This window comes from Bacillus sp. ms-22, assembly GCF_009759805.1.
GTDB classification, from domain to species: Bacteria; Bacillota; Bacilli; order Bacillales; family Bacillaceae; genus Bacillus; species Bacillus xiamenensis.
Map to the genome: position 1 here is coordinate 2864008 of NZ_CP046653.1, position 17975 is coordinate 2881982.

The 17975-nt window shown below is 40.1% G+C and carries 19 protein-coding genes; 10 read left to right on the forward strand and 9 right to left on the reverse strand.

Annotated features, from left to right (window positions below):
* Positions 1 to 27 precede the first annotated feature (27 nt).
* Together GPA07_RS14940 and GPA07_RS14945 are read right to left on the reverse strand one after the other, a co-directional pair.
* Positions 28 to 2043: an ABC transporter ATP-binding protein gene (locus tag GPA07_RS14940; RefSeq protein WP_008362065.1), complete on the reverse strand. Its 2016-nt coding sequence runs from the start codon at positions 2041 to 2043 to the stop codon at positions 28 to 30.
* Positions 2040 to 3797: a multidrug ABC transporter ATP-binding protein BmrC gene (locus tag GPA07_RS14945; protein ID WP_071167839.1), complete on the reverse strand. Its 1758-nt coding sequence runs from the start codon at positions 3795 to 3797 to the stop codon at positions 2040 to 2042. Before GPA07_RS14945 ends, GPA07_RS14940 begins: the two co-directional genes overlap by 4 nt.
* A gap of 554 nt (positions 3798 to 4351) precedes the next feature.
* On the opposite strand from GPA07_RS14945, the gene GPA07_RS14950 reads away from it, so the two are divergent.
* The gene (locus tag GPA07_RS14950; protein WP_157292892.1) at positions 4352 to 4858 is read left to right on the forward strand and encodes a universal stress protein; all 507 of its coding nucleotides are present in this window, start codon (positions 4352 to 4354) and stop codon (positions 4856 to 4858) included.
* 251 nt (positions 4859 to 5109) lie between these two features.
* On the opposite strand, the gene dat is transcribed toward GPA07_RS14950, so the two are convergent.
* The gene (dat, locus tag GPA07_RS14955) at positions 5110 to 5964 is read right to left on the reverse strand and encodes a D-amino-acid transaminase (RefSeq protein WP_157292893.1); all 855 of its coding nucleotides are present in this window, start codon (positions 5962 to 5964) and stop codon (positions 5110 to 5112) included.
* Positions 5965 to 6260: 296 nt separating this feature from the next.
* Here dat and GPA07_RS14960 point away from each other — a divergent pair, with 296 nt between their 5' ends.
* Positions 6261 to 7115 carry a polysaccharide deacetylase family protein gene (locus GPA07_RS14960; RefSeq protein ID WP_008359834.1) on the forward strand — a complete coding sequence of 285 codons (855 nt, stop codon included), beginning with the start codon at positions 6261 to 6263 and terminating at the stop codon, positions 7113 to 7115.
* Positions 7116 to 7155: 40 nt separating this feature from the next.
* Here GPA07_RS14960 and GPA07_RS14965 read toward each other — a convergent pair whose 3' ends face one another.
* The 3 genes from GPA07_RS14965 to GPA07_RS14975 form a co-directional block, all read right to left on the reverse strand.
* Positions 7156 to 7887: an NAD-dependent protein deacylase gene (locus GPA07_RS14965; protein WP_442859335.1), complete on the reverse strand. Its 732-nt coding sequence runs from the start codon at positions 7885 to 7887 to the stop codon at positions 7156 to 7158.
* Between the two features lie 29 nt (positions 7888 to 7916).
* Complete coding sequence (locus GPA07_RS14970; protein WP_008359837.1) at positions 7917 to 9005, reverse strand: mechanosensitive ion channel family protein; 1089 nt, start codon at positions 9003 to 9005, stop codon at positions 7917 to 7919.
* Positions 9006 to 9169: 164 nt separating this feature from the next.
* Positions 9170 to 9271, reverse strand: a complete 102-nt coding sequence (locus tag GPA07_RS14975; RefSeq protein ID WP_008359843.1) for a YhdX family protein — start codon at positions 9269 to 9271, stop codon at positions 9170 to 9172.
* A 308-nt stretch (positions 9272 to 9579) separates the two neighbouring features.
* On the opposite strand from GPA07_RS14975, the gene GPA07_RS14980 reads away from it, so the two are divergent.
* The 3 genes from GPA07_RS14980 to crcB are packed head-to-tail and all read left to right on the forward strand — an operon-like array spanning position 9580 to position 11063.
* A complete protein-coding gene (locus GPA07_RS14980) occupies positions 9580 to 10296 on the forward strand; it encodes a glycerophosphodiester phosphodiesterase (RefSeq protein WP_008359844.1) in 717 nt (238 codons plus the stop codon).
* A 5-nt stretch (positions 10297 to 10301) separates the two neighbouring features.
* Positions 10302 to 10697 carry a fluoride efflux transporter FluC gene (locus GPA07_RS14985; RefSeq protein WP_008359845.1) on the forward strand — a complete coding sequence of 132 codons (396 nt, stop codon included), beginning with the start codon at positions 10302 to 10304 and terminating at the stop codon, positions 10695 to 10697.
* A complete protein-coding gene (gene crcB, locus GPA07_RS14990; RefSeq protein ID WP_008359846.1) occupies positions 10698 to 11063 on the forward strand; it encodes a fluoride efflux transporter CrcB in 366 nt (121 codons plus the stop codon).
* Here the strand turns inward: crcB and GPA07_RS14995 are convergent.
* Positions 11060 to 11452 (reverse strand): transcriptional regulator, encoded by a 393-nt coding sequence (locus GPA07_RS14995; protein WP_071167841.1) that lies wholly within the window; start codon positions 11450 to 11452, stop codon positions 11060 to 11062. The two genes, crcB and GPA07_RS14995, sit on opposite strands and share 4 nt — an antisense overlap.
* An 87-nt stretch (positions 11453 to 11539) precedes the next feature.
* Positions 11540 to 12922 carry a hemolysin family protein gene (locus GPA07_RS15000; RefSeq protein ID WP_071167842.1) on the reverse strand — a complete coding sequence of 461 codons (1383 nt, stop codon included), beginning with the start codon at positions 12920 to 12922 and terminating at the stop codon, positions 11540 to 11542.
* A 335-nt stretch (positions 12923 to 13257) separates the two neighbouring features.
* Here GPA07_RS15000 and GPA07_RS15005 point away from each other — a divergent pair, with 335 nt between their 5' ends.
* Entirely contained in the window at positions 13258 to 13698 is a 441-nt protein-coding gene (locus tag GPA07_RS15005) for a MerR family transcriptional regulator (protein WP_008348973.1), read from the forward strand.
* 58 nt (positions 13699 to 13756) lie between these two features.
* On the forward strand, positions 13757 to 15088 hold the full coding sequence (locus GPA07_RS15010; protein WP_008359861.1) for a hemolysin family protein: 1332 nt from the start codon (positions 13757 to 13759) through the stop codon (positions 15086 to 15088).
* A gap of 39 nt (positions 15089 to 15127) precedes the next feature.
* Here GPA07_RS15010 and GPA07_RS15015 read toward each other — a convergent pair whose 3' ends face one another.
* Positions 15128 to 15730, reverse strand: a complete 603-nt coding sequence (locus GPA07_RS15015; RefSeq protein WP_008359863.1) for a lysophospholipid acyltransferase family protein — start codon at positions 15728 to 15730, stop codon at positions 15128 to 15130.
* Positions 15731 to 16116: 386 nt separating this feature from the next.
* Here GPA07_RS15015 and GPA07_RS15020 point away from each other — a divergent pair, with 386 nt between their 5' ends.
* The 3 genes from GPA07_RS15020 to GPA07_RS15030 are packed head-to-tail and all read left to right on the forward strand — an operon-like array spanning position 16117 to position 17937.
* The gene (locus tag GPA07_RS15020; RefSeq protein ID WP_008359865.1) at positions 16117 to 16608 is read left to right on the forward strand and encodes a sigma-70 family RNA polymerase sigma factor; all 492 of its coding nucleotides are present in this window, start codon (positions 16117 to 16119) and stop codon (positions 16606 to 16608) included.
* Complete coding sequence (locus GPA07_RS15025) at positions 16601 to 17659, forward strand: anti-sigma factor (protein ID WP_071167843.1); 1059 nt, start codon at positions 16601 to 16603, stop codon at positions 17657 to 17659. The genes GPA07_RS15020 and GPA07_RS15025 overlap by 8 nt, the downstream gene beginning before the upstream one ends.
* The gene (locus GPA07_RS15030) at positions 17647 to 17937 is read left to right on the forward strand and encodes a hypothetical protein (protein WP_008359869.1); all 291 of its coding nucleotides are present in this window, start codon (positions 17647 to 17649) and stop codon (positions 17935 to 17937) included. The genes GPA07_RS15025 and GPA07_RS15030 overlap by 13 nt, the downstream gene beginning before the upstream one ends.
* The last annotated feature ends 38 nt before the right edge of the window (positions 17938 to 17975 follow it).

Genomic DNA, 17975 nt, shown 5'->3' on the forward strand with positions numbered 1-17975 from the left:
TGCACTTCAAAAGAGGCTCTTTTTTTATCAGCTGCTAGCCACAGCTCCCTTTTGCAATTCGTACATTTGTGCATATAGCCCGCCTTGCTCCATGAGCCCTTCATGGCTTCCCCGCTCGACGATCTCACCCTTTTCTAACACCAAAATCATGTCAGCTTTCTTAATGGTGGATAAACGGTGTGCAATGACAAAGGTGGTTCGCCCTTCTTTGACCACATCAAGCGCTCGCTGAATGATGGCTTCTGTTTCTGTATCGATGTTAGCAGTCGCTTCATCTAAAATTAAGATTGCTGGGTCGTATGCCAGTGCACGGGCAAATGAAATCAATTGACGCTCCCCCGAGGAAAGGGTGCTCCCCTTTTCAACGACTGGTTCATCAAAGCCTTCAGGCAAATGCTTTAATAGTTCTGCCGCGCCAACTTGCTTTAACGATGTTTCAATGGTTTCTCGTTTAATGTCTTCATTCCCTAAGCTGACATTGGATGCAATTGTTCCAGAAAATAAATATGGATCTTGTAGAACAATGCCCATATGTTGACGTAAAGTTTGGCGCGACTGTTGATAAATGCTTTCTCCATCAATGAGAATGTCTCCCTGCTGAATATCATAAAAACGCAGCAGCAAGTTCATAATCGAACTTTTCCCAGAACCGGTATGTCCAACGAGTGCTACCGTTTGACCTTTTTTCGCTTCAAAGGTGATGTTCTTTAATACATTTTTCCCCTCATTATACGCAAAGGTGACATCCTGAAACTGAACGTGTCCCTCTATTTTCTTCTGCACAGGTTCTTCCACTTCAGTTCCTGGTTCATCTAGTAATCGAAAAACCCTTTCAGATGAAACCCTTGCTAATTCTAATTTAGAAAATTGATTTACAATGCCTGTAATCGGCTGGAACAATCGATTTAAATAATCAACAAACGCATAGAGTACCCCAATGGACACAATGCCTGACGCACTTAAGGATGCGCCACCAAAGTACCAAATGAGTGCTACATACGCTAAATTGCGAAGCAAATTGACTAGGTTATGTGAAAGGAGTGAATTTAAATGCAGCATCTTTCGTTTATATTGAAAGTGATTGTTATTCAGCTCATCAAATTCTTCTTTCGTTGCTTTTTCATGACGAAATGCTTGAATAATCGTCATGCCTTGAATGGCTTCATTTAGCTTAGCGTTGATTTCACTGATGATGGACCGAATACGGTGATTATATACTGATGCAAACTTTCGGTAAGTCATCGACCATAGGAAAATGATCGGCACAGCCACTAAACAAATGAGCGCCAGTTTCACATTTAATAAAAACATGGCGATATAAATGCCAATCATGTAAACGGCACTTGTGACGAAATTAGCGAGAACTGTCACATATAAATCACGGATCGTTTCTGTGTCATTTGTAATCCGTGCTACAACCTTTCCAGCCGGTAAATTATCAAAATATCGGATGGGCAATGTTTGAATATGTTCAAACACGTCGACCCGCATCTTTTGGATAATCCGATTGGCAATGCGCTGGAGCAAATAATGCTGCCCATACTGAAAGAAAATCGCAATGATGAGCAGCCCTAGATAAAATAGAACAAGCTGCACCAAACCACTGATTTCCGGCTGATAAAAAGCAAAAATTTCTTCTTTTGATAAACGCTGTACCTCATAGGTCTTGCGCTCGTTTCCATTTTCAATGGTGAGTTGATTTCCTGTTATCGTCCGGTTTCCATCAAAACGAATAGGCTCATTCACAACATAGTAGCCAAACCCAACTTGCACCACGTTGATTTGCTTTCCAGATTCATTTTCATTCTTTAAGCGATCGTTTCGTATATAGTTATTTCCCTGGTAATAAACGGTTTGATCTGTTTTTTCATTTACTTCAACATACGGTTTTTCTACACCTAAAATATGATCATCAATCATTTTCTTCCCGATGAATGGTCCCGTCAATTCAGCACCAACCGCAATGATTAAAAAGACCAAGGCAACAGACAATATTTTCTTATATAGGAGTGCGTAGGCAAGGAGTCTTCTTCCTGTTGTCATGCCTCATCCCCTCCTTCCAGCTGATTTGTCAGCTGCTGACGCAGAAACTGTTCTTTGTACCATCCATCTTGCTGAATGAGCGCTTGATGGGTTCCCTTTTGAACAATGCGTCCTTCCTCCATTACAAGAATAAGATCCGCATGCTCAACAGCTGATAGACGGTGTGTTGTAATAAAAGTCGTTTTTCCACGACGGTTTTGTCTTAAATTCTCTAAAATAGCAGTTTCTGTTTTCGCATCAACCGCAGATAACGAGTCATCTAAAATTAAAATCTCAGGATCAATTAATAGCGCGCGAGCAATGGAAATCCGCTGCTTTTGTCCGCCTGACAGCGCCACACCTTTTTCCCCAACCATGGTTTCTAACCCTTCGGGCAAAAAGCGTAAATCCTTTTCAAAGTAGGCATCTTTGATGGCTTGTGCTAATTCATCTTCTCTTGCTTCCATGTGACCAAAACGCATATTCTCTTCAACACTTTTGGAGAAAAGGATATGATCTTGTGGAACATAGCCAATCCATTGGAACAGCTGATCCAATTCGATGTCTTCAATTGGAACACCTGAAAGCAGGATTTTTCCAGCACCTGTCGGATACTGCCGCAGGAGCTGTTTAACAATCGTTGTTTTACCGCTTCCAGTTTTCCCTGTAATGCCAATCGTCTGTCCTTTTCGCACAGTAAAGGACACATCAATTAAATTATCTTTAGAGGAAGTTGGATACCTGAACGTCACATGTTCAAATTGAATATCGTCCGGCTCTTGTAACGTTTTAGGCTGAGCTGCATCTGTTACATCAGGCTTGTAGCTGAGTGTATGATTCAATCGGTCTAATGAGGCATTTCCTCTTTGCATGATATTAATCAGTTCACCGATTGCGAACATTGGCCAGATCATCATCCCAAGATAGACGTTAAATGCGACAAGTTCACCAATGGTTAGGTCACTTTGAAACACAAGATATGCCCCATAGCCGATGCCGATTAAGTAACTAATGCCAACAAGTAATTTCACTGTCGGCTCAAATAATGAATCAATAATCGCCACTCGCATATTTTTTTGAAATACATCCTCTGTCATTTCGCGAAAGCGATTGACATCTTGTTTTTCCTGTACAAAAGACCGGATGACTCGAACACCGGCAACTGATTCCAGTACACGATCATTCATATCACCAAATGCATCTTGAGCGACTGTAAACCGAGCATGAATTTTGCTGCCATAAAACGCAATCAAAATGGCCATTAGCGGCATCGGAATAATGGCCATGAAAGTTAATTTCCAGCTAATCGTCAGCCCCATCGTAAAAAAGATCATCAGCATATAAGCAGTGGAATCAACCAATGTCAGAACACCAAAGCCTGTCGTTAAAGCGACAGCGTTCAAATCATTTGTGCCTAAGGCCATTAAGTTACCGGTTTTTTTCTTTTCATAAAAAGTAGGTGTCATCTTCAATAAGTGATGCATGAGTTTTCCGCGCATCACACGTTCCATGACATTCGCGCCTCCAAATAACTGATACATCCAAAAATACGTGAGCGTATAGACGAGGACACCGAGTAAGCAAAAAATGGTCACATAAAATACAATGCTGGATGTGGTAAATTGACCAGAACGAATGTCATCCACTGCCTGACCTAGATATCTCGGTGGCAGCATTTCAAGCACATTCACAATGAGCAGCAGTGTAATGGCGATTGTATACCGCCTCCACTCTTGTTTAAAGAACCAGCCTAATTTCGCAAATACTGAAAACATGTTTGTCTCTCCTTTTAAAGCTAGCCGCTTTCTATATTTTCCTGGCTGTCACCTTGTTTCGTTTTTTGATCTTTGATCGTTTGTCTTGCTTTTGGCATGTTCACATGCTTTCACTCCTCTTCATTTGATTGCTGCTTTCCACTTCTTTATTTCGAGATACGAAATGTAAACAACAAAAAAGAGGCAACCAGCTGACTGGTACGCCTCTTTTTTACATGATAAAAAGGCGTATGTTGACAAATACGCAACATACGCCTTGATTCATCCGATCAATTGGAACATACAAGTTCCTTTTCAATGACCAATGAAGGTGTAATTGTCACGTGAAGCCCGTTCATGAAGTTTGGTTTCATTCTTCCAATGTTGCACATGACATTTCCTCCTTTTGGCTCTTGAATCTTGTTTTATCTTATAGTGGCTGTCACTATTTTGTCAATAAATATTTTTCAATAAATGAAATTTTCTAACAAAAATACAATTCCTCTCATGTGTATCTTTTTCTGATAACGGGTATACCATGAGTGTAAAGACTCCTTTTGAAAGGAATGAGGACATTGTTTCAAGCTGATCGGATGGTCGTTGCGTTTGATGGACATGAAGACAGTAAGAAAGCATTAAAGAAAGCAATCGCTTTAGCCAAAACCTTGCATGCCAAGCTGACCGTTGTCTATTCCCATGATGGGAAATCCAGCAGACAGATGTTTGATGCACCGCGCCCAATGACTGGCGGCGCTTATATCGGAGGTGGCATGGCAGACCTTCAAACACCCCCTGTGTATGTACCTCATGATGAACAGCAAAGTCCCTTGATTTTTGAAGACCATACAGAAGAGGTTGTTGCAGAAGCGAGGATGCTTTTGAATGAAGAGCAGTTTGAAGCTGCCATTGAAATTGTTGAAGGGGAGCCTGCGGAAGCAATTATCGAATATGCTGAAGAAATATCAGCAGACCTCATCGTCATGGGAGCACGTGACCAAAGCAGATTAAAAAAAATGCTATTTGGCAGTGTAAGTGAAAAATTATCGTCCAAATCAGATATACCTGTGCTTATTGTAAAATAAACAAATCACAAAAGGCTGTAAACATTGGTTTACAGCCTTTTCAGATTGTTGCCAAAGGGCTAAAATGAACTTTATTTTAGCTCTTTGTCTTCCTTTCAGCGTGAATTGAAAACCTTTGCAGTCTAGGAAGGACGAGTACCGGAGCGGAGCGAATTTGACATTCGTGAGCACCGGCACGCAGGACTGACAAAGAATGCGAGGGTTTGTCTACACGCTGAGGCTGTAAACATTGGTTTACAGCCTTTCTCCTTTTACGAGGAAATAGATGCTTCACTTCCATGCTTAATCTTTTTCTGGAAACCTTCCTGTACACGTTTCGTGATCTCTCCTGGAACACCTTCTCCTACTGGTTGACCATCTATCTCCACAATCGGAACGACTTCAGCAGTCGTTGAACTGATGAAAATTTCCTGCGCGTGCAACAGCTCTTCTTTGCTAATACGGGTCTCTTCAACCCTGCATCCTTCTTCCTCACAAACCTCTAGCAGCTTTCGACGGGTAATGCCATTTAAAATCAGATTGTTCGCTGGGTGTGTACGAATCACGCCATCAATGACGGCGTATACATTCGAGGAGGTCCCCTCTGTCACAAAGCCGTCTCTGATTAAAATCGCTTCAAATGCACCAGCTTCAGATGCTTTTTGCTTTTCCATGACGTTATATAAGAGATTTAAGCTTTTAATATCACATCTTAACCAGCGAAGATCCTCTGACAATAAAGCCTTTGCACCAGAAGTTTGCTCCTGAACCGGCTTTTTCACTTGGAATGTATATGCCGTAATTTGAGGGGTGAGCGTACCATATTGATGTTTACGAGGTGCGACGCCTCGCGTGACTTGAATATATACACCGCCATCTGTTAATTGATTGTCAGCGACTAGCTTTTTTAATTTTTCTTCCATATCTGATACCGTACCTTGCAGATGAATGCCGATTTCCTTTGCACTCTTGAACAGACGCTCTGTATGCTCTTTTAATGTAAACAAAGTACCATTGTATACACGGATGACCTCATAGACTCCGTCACCAAATTGGTAGCCCCTGTCTTCAATATCAACATGTGCATCTTTTTTTTCAATGAAATCTCCATTGTACAATACTTTCATATGGAATCTCCCCTTCGCTTTGCTTTATGGTTGAGTCTGATGCTATCTTAGCCGATAAATGTAAACGTTTCAATGATTATTCAGAATTATTTCATATGAAAATGAATCGATAACCTCCTATTGTAACAAATATAGATTCATAACCAAAAAGATTCCAATTTTTTAGCATCTTCTATATTCATAGGTTCTTTTTTCCTGTATACTTACTCCATATAAACACGACAAAAAACAGCGAAAAAAGACAGAATCCACTACATGATTCGACACAAAATTTTTGATTTATTGGAGCGATTGTCATGCAACAGGTTACAAAAAAACAGACACCTTCAAACACGCTGCTGCTCTCAAAGGCTATTGGGTTGATGATTCTGACATTGATCCTTTTTTTCATTTGGGATATGTCCAAAACCAATATGCAGGCAGCAGATCAGCCGGATGAAATGTCTGCGAGCAGTTCATTTCGAGACACAAGCACCAGTCTGAAAGCAAAAGATGATTCTACGAAAACATTAGATGCACATTTTAAGATCAATCCAAACAAACATGTAACGGATCAAACGATCTTTTTAACCTTTGATGATGGTCCTTCTACGACATCAAATCAGCTATTAGATGTACTAAAGGCGCAGAAGGTGAAGGCCACATTCTTTATGCTTGGACCGCAGATCAAAGAACACCCAGCAGCTGTGAAAAGACTCCATCAAGAAGGGCATCAATTAGGGCTTCATGGCATCACGCATGATGTGAAACGCTTTTATCAAAAAAGTGATTCTCCCGTAAATGAGATGAAAGAAGATCAACGCATTTTGGCTTCTGTCACAGGCGAGTACACACATCTTGTGAGAACACCATATGGCAGTGTTCCAAATTTAACAGATCAGCAAAAAACACGATTAAAACAAAAAGGCTTTATCTACTGGGACTGGACTATTGATAGTCTTGACTGGAAATATAAAAGCTCAAAATATGTACAAGAAATATTAAATCAACTGCAAGTGTTAGAAACAAAATACCCGAAAGAACCGAAGATCATTTTAATGCATGATCAACCAGCTACAGCAAAATACTTAAACAATCTGATCACACGGCTAAAAGCGAAGGGCTATACATTTGAAGTCCTTGATGAAACCATGAAGCCTCTGCAACAATAAAGAAGAACCCGCATCATTTGGATGCGGGTTCTTCAATAGTTTATAAAGCCTTCACAAGATCACCAATCCGTTCGTGAAAGACAAGATCAAACAGTGAATCGTATTCCGTTTCACTCAAATTCATCATGACCTTGAAGATGGAAGGATGATGGGCTGCATCTTCTGGAATATATCGTGCTGGCGCCACTTCTAGGGAAGTGCCCATGACTAGCAGCATGTCCGCTTGCTGAAGCGACCTCTCCACCTGATCAAAATGCTTCACCCTATCTCCAAAAAGGACGACATCTGTTTTGAGCACACGTCCACACGTGCGGCCGCCTGAGGAGACCCTTTGACAAACCGGCACCTCTTCTTTTAATAAATAAGGCAGCTTGTATGTTGTTCTGCAAGAGGGACAAGTGGCCGTTTGAATGGAACCATGCAGTTCATAAACATGCTGGCTTCCCGCCTTTTTATGCAGGCCATCAATATTTTGAGTGAAAATGTCCACATGCTTCCCCTGCTTCTCTAAGTCGGCTAAAAAAGCATGTCCAGCGTTTGGCTCGTACTCTCCACTCATTTTCATTTGAAACAAATCCTTGAATTTAGGCCAGAATTGATGAGGGTGCGATAAAAAGTAGGAGCGGCTCATCGCTTCCATACGAGAAGTATCTTCTGTCCATAGCCCTCCTGTTGATCTAAAATCAGGAATTCCCGATTCTGTGCTCATCCCAGCACCTGAAAGGACCATAATATGTGAAGCTTGCGCTAGCCTCTCTTTTAATGCTGCCACCTTTGTTTGATCCAAACACACTTCCTCCTTTATTCACCCTGCTGTTTCTCACCTTTTTGTTTCATATAAATGGTCTGACCAGGGAATGCAAATTCCACTCCTTCTTCGTGGAAAATATCAATGATGCGATAGTTAATATCCTGCCTAATATCGAGGTTTTCAGACCAAGCTGTTGTGTTTGTGTAAAAGTTGAAGAATAAGTTCAAATAGCTGTCTGCCAATACATCGAGATTCACCATAATCGTTTCCTTATGAACCCCATCATGTTCATACAGCATTTGTTTTAGACGTTTGATGCACTTATCAATGTTTTCCTTTGGCGTATTGTAGGACACACGAACGGAGAACGTAATTTGTCGTTTATTCATTCTCGTCCAGTTTGTGATTGGCTCCTTTGAAAGGGTGGAATTTGGAACGGTCACCACCGCTTCAGCAGGTGTTCTAAACTTTGTACTTCGAAACGTAATGTCTTCTACAGTCCCAAGTACACTTGGGGTCTCTACAAAATCGCCCATCGTAAAAGGCTTCTCTGTAATGATGACAATTCCTCCAAAAAAGTTCGCCACTGTATCCTGCGCAGCGAGCGCAAAAGCCAGACCACCTAGACCAAGTCCTGCCACAAGTCCATTCACATCATAATTAAACTCCTGTGCAATGATGCTAATACTCAGTGCGATAATAATGAAGCGAAGAACCTTTGATAAAAATGGCGCTAAAATATCATCCATCTCTAATTCAAATTTTGAATTTACTTTTTGAAATAAGAAAGAAGAAGCAGCGGTTAAGTTACAAAGCCCCCACGTCAGCATCAATATAATAGAGGATCTATATAATTTGACAATGACATCCATGTGATGCTCAAAGTATGGTGCTTGTCTTAACGCAAAATATAGACCTAGTGCCACAAAAAACAGTCTGGCAGGTTTTTCGAATGCCACCACAATTTGATTAATGACTTCGGTTTTTGACCGATTTGTCAGCTTAAAAAGAAGGTGAAACAAGTATTTCGTAAATACTTTTCGAAGCAATAAAAAAAGCAATAAAATACAAAGGCTAATGCCAATTTGGATCGCAATATCTACTGTAAAATATGTATCCATCCATTTTTGTGTAAACATGTCTGTCTCTCTCCTTTAAAACAATCCTCTCTATTTTATAATATAACCTTCGTTTATGTCCTCTCTTAAATGTCTGACCTCTATATAAAAAGCCTCGGGACGTATCCCGAGGCATGATGTTCAATTATGAAATTTTGGCTAGAGACATATCGACGGGCAACAAACTACTTTTTCTTCTGAGCCTGATCCAGGAGAGTCGCTTTAAACATTTCAGCATCCGTTTCGACCTTAATACGTTCTTCCACTCTAATTCTCCCTTTACCCAATCATCTCGCCTCCTTTTCATCATTATAAAAAATCAGAATTTTCAGTCAATATGACGAAAGTACTAATATTTTGACGAACGCTGACGATTTGGACAAAATTGAGCGAAGAAAAATTGATGTAATTCAGGTTTACTCAAACATAGCTTGGGCTATTCCTTTAACTTTTCATATTCCTACAATCATGCACTCCCAGTACATGCGATTTCATCATTACATACGGCGCTCTCCCTTTCCATATAGTAAAGAAGGAAAACCGACAAAGCATTTGATATGATAAGACCAGAACTTATGTCAGGGAGCTGGAGCAAGTGTATATTATCGCCCATAGAGGATCATCAAGCGCTGCCCCAGAAAATACAATCGCTGCGTTTGATTTAGCTGTTAAGCAGAGAGCAGATTATATTGAGTTAGACGTACAGATGACAATGGATCAGCACGTCGTCGTGATCCATGATGATACCGTTGATCGAACAACGAACGGAAGCGGTTTGGTTAAAGGTTATACACTTGATCAGCTGAAAAAGCTGGATGCAGGAAGCTGGTTTGGTCATTCGTACGGAAACGAACGAATTCCAACCTTACAAGATATTCTTGAGAGATACAGCAAACGTATTGGAATACTGATTGAACTGAAGCACCCTAAACGGCAAATTGGGATTGAAAAAGCCGTTGCCGACATCATCAACAAGTTTGCCTATTCCCGTCATATCATGGTTCAATCTTTTGATGAGACTGCCCTTCAAAGAATGAAAGCTTATGCGCCTTCTCTACGAACTGCTTTTATCATTAAGCCTTCTATGTTAAAAATGGCCAAAAGCAGTTTAGCCGTATACAGCTCCTTTGCGGATTGTTTGAATATGAAGAAAACGATGATGAACCGCTGCTGGATAGATCGTATTCACTCATTCGGGATGGATGTATTTATATGGACAGTGAAAGATCAAAAAACAGCAGATCGGATTAAAAAATACCCAATTGATGGCGTGGTAACGGATCACCCGCTATTTTTCCAAAAGGAGAAATGATCTACATGAAAACTTATTTCGCGGTTTTTATCGGTGGACTGCTTGGTACACTTTGCAGATATGAACTCAGCCAAACCGTTGTCAGCCAAACATTCCCCTATGCAACGATGATCGAAAACATATCGGGCAGTCTGCTTCTTGGTTTTGCAACAGGATACTTTCTATTTCAGAAGGGAAAAAAATATCTTGCCGCTTTGATCGGAACAGGATTTTGCGGTGGGTTTACAACAATGTCCACCTTTTCTAAAGAGGCAGTTCTCCTATTACAAGCTGGACAGGTCAATATCAGTATGATGTACATCCTGCTCTCGGTGATTGCTGGAGTAGCTGCTGCTTTAGCTGGACTTTTGACCGCTCAACGGCTCTTTCATCAAAATAAACAGCAGAAAGGAAGCAAATAAATGATTGTTCTTTATACAGCTGTGGCTGGAGGGATTGGCAGTGTCTTTCGTTTCTTCATCAGTCAAATGCTACAAAAAACCCAATCCCATGCCCGTTTCCCGTACAGTATTCTTTTGATCAATTTATTAGGTGCAGCTGGTTTAGGTTTTCTGACAGGCGCAGTGACATCCAATCACCCGCTGCTTGTGATCATTGGAACCGGTTTTTTCGGTGGTTTTACAACATTCTCTACTTTTAGTATCGAGTCTGCAACCATGCTGCTTCAGCATCAAATAGGCAAGCTCGCTGTCTATTTATTTGCGACGATGATCGGCTCTTTATGCCTCTTTGCTGCGTTTGATACACTAGGACAACTTCTTTTTTAAATCGTCGTGATGGCGGCTAAGCTGATCAGCAGTTGATCCATCAGCTGGCGCTTCATTAAAAACAATGTTTTTTCACTATAGCCGATTTCGATTGCACATTTTGCCATACGCCAATCTCGAAAATATTTGTAATCAATGAGCTTCCGCTCTATTTCATCTAATTCTTTCATTGCTGTTTCAATACAAGCAACAATGAGTTCATACTGGTTTTTCTGTTCTTCTAATTTTTTCTTTGTCATGTGATCTTGTTGAAGATGACTTCTTTTTTCAAGCTGCCTTTCAATGTTTAAGATTGCTGCCTGATAATTTTTGAAATTTTTCAAATGAAACTCGATTCGTTTCATTGAGGTTTTTTTCTCTGTGATACTTGCTGTTTCATACCAAAGCATGTCCATCCTCCTAACGAACGTTTGTTCTCATTATAAACGAACATACATTCGCTAAAAAGAGCCTAAATACCTAAAAAAACCTTGAGCTTATTTTTCGCTCAAGGTCATTTCATTTACTAACAGCGGCTCTTTTATATCAAGCTCAGGAAGCGCATTTCCCTTTTCTGCTGCTGTGACGCCTTTCTTTAAATCGATCTTTCTAATATAGCGCCCATCCATTTCCAGTACCTTTATCCGAATATCATCAAGATAAATCGATTGTCCTTCTTGGATATCAATATTTTCCTTCAAGATGAGCCCGCCAATTGTATCAATTTCATCATCTTCATAAGAAAGCTCGATGAAATCTTGAATTTCTGTTAATCTCACTTTGCCATCTAATATATAATGATGATCGGCTCTTTTTTGAATAACCGGCTGCTCATCTTCATCGAATTCATCACGAATGTCTCCAACAATCTCTTCTAAAATATCTTCCGTTGTGACAAGTCCAGACGTTCCGCCATATTCATCCGTTAAGACCGCCATATGCATTCTATCACGCTGCATCTTGACGAGAAGCTCCTGAATGGGAATTGTGTCAATCACTTCAATCACTGGATAAATATAATCTTGAATCTTCAGTTGATCTTTTTCTCCTTGATACACAATATCTGCAAAGAGCTGTTTTTTGTTCAGCATGCCAATGACATGGTCTTTATCCCCTGAAAACACTGGAAAGCGTGTATACTTTTCCTTTGTCATGATGGACAGTATATCATCTAATGGCATATCATCTGGTATCGCACAAATCTCTCTTCGCGGTATCATGATTTCTCTTGCAATTCGATTATCAAAATCGAATATTTTATTCATATAATGATATTCTGATGAGTTGATTTCCCCATTTTTTAAGCTCTCAGATAATAAAATCTTCAATTCCGCTTCTGAATGAGAATGTTCTTTTTCAGAACCCATATCGATGCCCATCATTTTGGTTAAGATACGAGCTGACCCATTCAACACATAAATGAAAGGGAACATGAGGATATAAAATGCATGCAGTGGTCCTGACAGCCAAAGCGTCATTTTTTCTGCCTTTTGAATAGCAAGCGTTTTTGGTGCAAGCTCCCCAACGACTACATGCAAAAAGGTAATAATAGAGAACGCAAGTGTTGCTGAGATCAGGCTGATTGCTGAATCAGGAATGTTTGTCAAACCGAACCCTCGAACCAATAGTTCTTTTACTGCCGGCTTACCGATCCACCCTAAACCAAGGGAGGTCACTGTAATACCAAGCTGACAGGCTGACAAATATTCATCAAGCCTTGATGTCACCTTTTTCGCCATGATGGCCTTTTTGGACCCTTCGGCAACAAGCTGATTAATTCTTGAACTTCTCACCTTTACAATGGCAAACTCAGATGCAACAAAGAAAGCTGTTAAAGCAATCAAAACACCGACTATACTCAGATTAACAATATCGTCCATTTAACCTTGCTCTTTCTTAGAAGAACAAGGAGTCACCTCCTGATTGATGATGTTGTCTTTTGCAAAACGGTTAACTGATTAAATAAGACTACATTGAGGGCCCCATTTAACCACCTCCGGTTCACGTAAAATCCGTCTCTCTACATATATATGAAACGGTATTCATTTTATCTTACCATAAATAATCTGAAAATTCCTGCATCACCCTGTTATTTTAGACATGATCACCTAAATTGAGGGAAATGCCCTCTGTTTCTCCATATTGGTAGTAAATATGAACAATTAACTTGTATTTCAGACTCGAATTATATTAAACTATTTTCATAAACTATAACGTGACGGTTAGGAGGAGATGTTCAGATGGGGCTGAGAAAAAGTATCGTATTGGTGAACTAGCACAGATTGCACAGGTGACAAAACGCACTGTAGATTATTATACCAATCTAGGGTTGCTTGCGCCTGTTAGATCTTGCTCTAATTATCGTTATTACGATGAACATGCTTTAAAACGATTACAATTAATCGTTCTTTGCAAACAGCAGAGATTGGCTCTTTCTGACATCAAATCCAGATTAGATGAACAATTTCCTTCTCAAAAGGAAGATCCTGATGAACTTGTCCATTTAACCTCTGATATCGATCGGATGAATGAGCATATGGACCGCATTTTGGCACGTTGTAAGCAGCTTCAGCCAGAACAACGTGAAAAACTAAAAGAGCAGCTTACTCCTGAAAAAATGACGGCTGTCCAATCATTTTTACTGCTGTTAAGTTAAAATTTTTACTAAACAGGAGGTGTTACCTTCGTTCTCAAAGTCAGAACGAAGGCCTTAATTGGACATAGTGAATTTACTCATAGTTGCTTTACTTATAGCTTTAACCGCATTTTTCGTTGCATCAGAGTTTGCGATCATTCGCTTAAGAAGCTCAAGAATTGATCAATTAATCGCAGAAGGCAATAAAACAGCAGTTGCTGTCAAGCACGTCACCACTCATCTTGATGAGTACTTATCGGCTTGTCAGCTTGGTATTACCATTACTGCCCTTGGTATTGGTTGGTTAGGGGAAGAAACGATTGCACATATGCTTGCACCACTTTTTACAGAGCTGTCAATTCCTCAATCAGCCAGTCATATTGTCACTTTTATTATTGCGTTTAGTATCATGACGTTTTTACACGTTGTGGTTGGAGAGCTCGCACCAAAAACACTCGCCATTCAAAAGGCTGAGCAAGTATCTCTTCTTTTTGCTAGACCGCTCATGGTATTTTATAAAGTGATGTTCCCGTTTATTTGGGTATTAAATGGATCTGCTCGTTTATTAACGAAAGCGTTCGGTCTTCAGCAAGTTTCTGAGCATGACATGGCGCACTCTGAAGAAGAATTGCGGATTATTTTATCAGAGAGCTATAAGAGCGGCGAGATTAACCAGTCTGAATTCAAATATGTGAATAAAATTTTCGAATTTGATGATCGTCTGGCAAAAGAAATTATGATTCCTCGTACCGAAGTTGTCAGCTTCCCGCACGATATTACGATTGAGGAAATGCTGAAAGTGACCAAGGTCGAGAAATATACACGTTATCCAATTGAAGACGGCGATAAAGACAATATTATCGGTGTTGTGAATATTAAAGAGGTACTCACTGCGTGTATTAGTGGTGAATGTTCGACAAGTGATACGATCGAAAATTTTGTGAACCCGATTATTCATGTGATTGAAACGGTTCCTGTTCATGATCTACTGCTGAAAATGCAGCGTGAGCGTGTACACATGGCCATTTTATCAGATGAATATGGCGGTACAGCAGGGCTTGTGACAGTTGAAGACATCCTTGAAGAAATCGTCGGCGAAATTCGTGATGAATTCGATATTGATGAAATCAATGAAGTGCGTAAGCTTGGAGAAGACCATTACATCTTTGATGGAAAAGTCCTTGTGGATCAAGTCAACCTGCTATTAGGAACGCAGCTTGATAACGAAGAAGTCGACACGATCGGCGGCTGGTTCCTTACACAAAAATATGAAGTCGAGAAAAATGACACCATTCGAGAACAAGGCTATGAATTTATTATCAATGAAGTCGATGGACACCATGTGGCCTACATCGAAGTCAAAAAGCTAAACGAACAATTATTAGAAGCAGCTGAAGAAGGCGCTTCGTAAGAAAAAGACGACCCTTGCCTTAGCAAGCGGTCGTTTTCTTTATCCCTTTTCTATTAACTGGGCTTCAAGTTCTTTGATTCTTGTGTTTAGTACTTCCGTCATCGCACCTAATCTTTCTTTTGGCGGCAGATGATCAAATTCAGACAGCTCAATCGGTTCACCGATGATTAAACGCATTTTCCCCTTTTTGAAAAGGCTTTTCGCATTTGATGGCCCTTTGTACGCGGCCGGAACGATTGGTGATTTGCCGAGTTGTGCAATGGTGACCGCCCCTCTTTTTAAAGGAACATCTTCAGTTGTACGAGTTCCGCTCGGAAAAATTCCAACGATCTTTCCCTCTTTTAATAATTTAATGGGCGTTTTAATACTGCTTGGCCCAGGATTCTCTCGATCAACTGGAAAGGCATGAATTCTCTTTAAAAATCCGCCGATCCATTTATTTGCAAACAGTTCTTTTTTCGCCATGTAGTGGATCTCAAACGGGAGAATTCCTGCGCCTAATGCAAGAACATCCACAAAACCCTCATGCGTACAAGCAATGACAAATCCCCGATCTGTTGGCAGATTTTCTTTTTGATATACTTTGATTCCGCCTCGGAGAGCAAATAATGCTTTGATGGTATAGCCTGAAAATTTATACATAGTGCACTTCCTTTGTTTGAAGAATGAAGGATTTGTCTCTATTATAACAAATTTTTTATTACCTGGTACTAAAAATTTCATCATGCTGATAAAATGGAGTCTGTCTACTGACATCATCTTTTTTGTTTGAAATCATCACTCCTTCTGTGTTCAGGCTTGTGATTTAGGAGAGAATAAAATAGGAGTTGTGTCCAAATTTGTCGTTTTTCGAGTTTTTTTCCTGATTTGTTCTACTGAAAATACTTTATAAATGTTGCAAATTTCGCTATGATAAGGAGAAATGATTTTGATTCGGCGAAAGAGATGAGTAATGTACGGTCTATGAGAAGTTTCGTGCAACTTTATGCCTTTCTTATGCGTGTATAACATAGAGGGGAGAAAAATCAGTGACGATCGATGAAATTTATCAACTGTATATGAACGATGTTTACAGGTTTCTGCTCTCCATGACAAAAGACAAACATTTGGCAGAAGACTTATTGCAGGAAACCTTTATGCGTGCTTATATACATATTCATTCCTATGACCATAGCAAAGTGAAACCTTGGTTATTTCAGGTGGCACGAAATGCTTTTATTGATTATGTCAGGAAACATAAAAAAGAAGTGACCATATCGGATGATCTAATTGGCGGCCTTTTACAAACGTCTGTACAAAGCCCTGCTGAACAAATTGAAATAAAAGAAGTCCTCACGATGTATTTGGAGCAGCTTCCAGATAACTACAAGGAAGCGTTGACATTGTATTATTTAAAAGAACTGAATTACAAGGAAGCATCCAAGGTCATGAATATTACTGAAGCAAATTTTAAAAGTGTTTTATTTCGTGCAAGGCAGCGCCTAAAAGCACTATATAACAGAGGTGTTAATGATGAATGAAGAGTTTAACAAGCGATGGGAACAATATAATAATGGCGAGATGAATGAGGAAGAAATGATGGCGTTTGAAGAAGAGCTTGAAGAAAACGAAAAACGCTTAAGCCAGGAACTGAATGACTCAAATTGGACAGACTTCTCTATCAGTCCTGAAAAGCAAAAAGCCATTTTACAATACGGAAAAAGAAAGTCATATTTACGCATTTCCGTACTTGCTGTCATATCTACACTCATTATTTTACCGCTTTGTACACTAGGAAGTTATCTTTACTACGGCGTTGGCGGAGCAGAAAGCAAAGGCAATCATTTTATGGAAACAGCCGCTGTGACAGTCGCTTTGACCAAACCAAACGTCGCCATTGATATGAAAGATTTAAAAGGCCAGGTTAAGCTGTTTGGTATGAACACAGAGCTTAAGCTGCAAAAACAAATTGGGAACAAGACAAAAGCCATCGGCAGTGAACAAATTGAAATGTTTTTCGATAAATTAAAGAAGCCGACCATCTCTTTTTATGGTGATAGTGCACGCAATACAGAGGATTTCTTTACCCACCCTTCTACGCAGGCAGATGCATCAAAAAAACAAGTACTCACCACTTTAGACAAGCTGCCTGAAGGAACCGTGAGTGAAGTGTATGTATCCTATGACAAGGCTTACACACCAAAGGAAGTGTATTCCTTTGCTAAAAAATACGATATGAAAGTGCTCTGGAATGCGGTGAAAACAGAAGATTCATTAAGTGGAAATCAGCGGCCAATCGGTTTTCCTGGGAAAGACTCTGAATTTTTAAAAGAGCTCCAGCACACATCAAAAACAGAGGTAGATCAATTCAAAGATGCCCTCGCCTATGTGAATCAGCATCCAGAGTGGGCAAAAATAATCTCTGGCAGACCTGAACTTGATCTCTCTAACCGAATACGCTATATCAATCAAAATGGTGTTACAGTGTATGGATCTGTTGTCACTGGTCCTTCTAAGGAAATTGAGAAATTCGTGAAGACAAAACGCATTAAATCGGCAAAAGTGAGCGAGGTGGAATTATGGAATTGGTAAGAATTTTTAAAGAGCATAATGTGTTTGGCTGGATTTCTGTCGGCACCGCTATTTTATCCCTGCTCATGCTGAACCTCGCCATTATTAGCAATGTGACCTTTTATTCGTTTCAGATGCTTCCTTTTGCAATGGCCGCAGTTCCATTCGGTGTGATCGAGCTGTTCATTAAAAAAGGCCGCACAGGCCCAGGCCTCCTAGGCGTCGTTCTGAATATTTTTGTCATCGTTTGTGTCTATGCCATTGTTTCCATTGATGTCGATCTACAATTAGGTTTCTAATAACCTACAAAACGAAAAGCCAGCCATACTTGACTGCA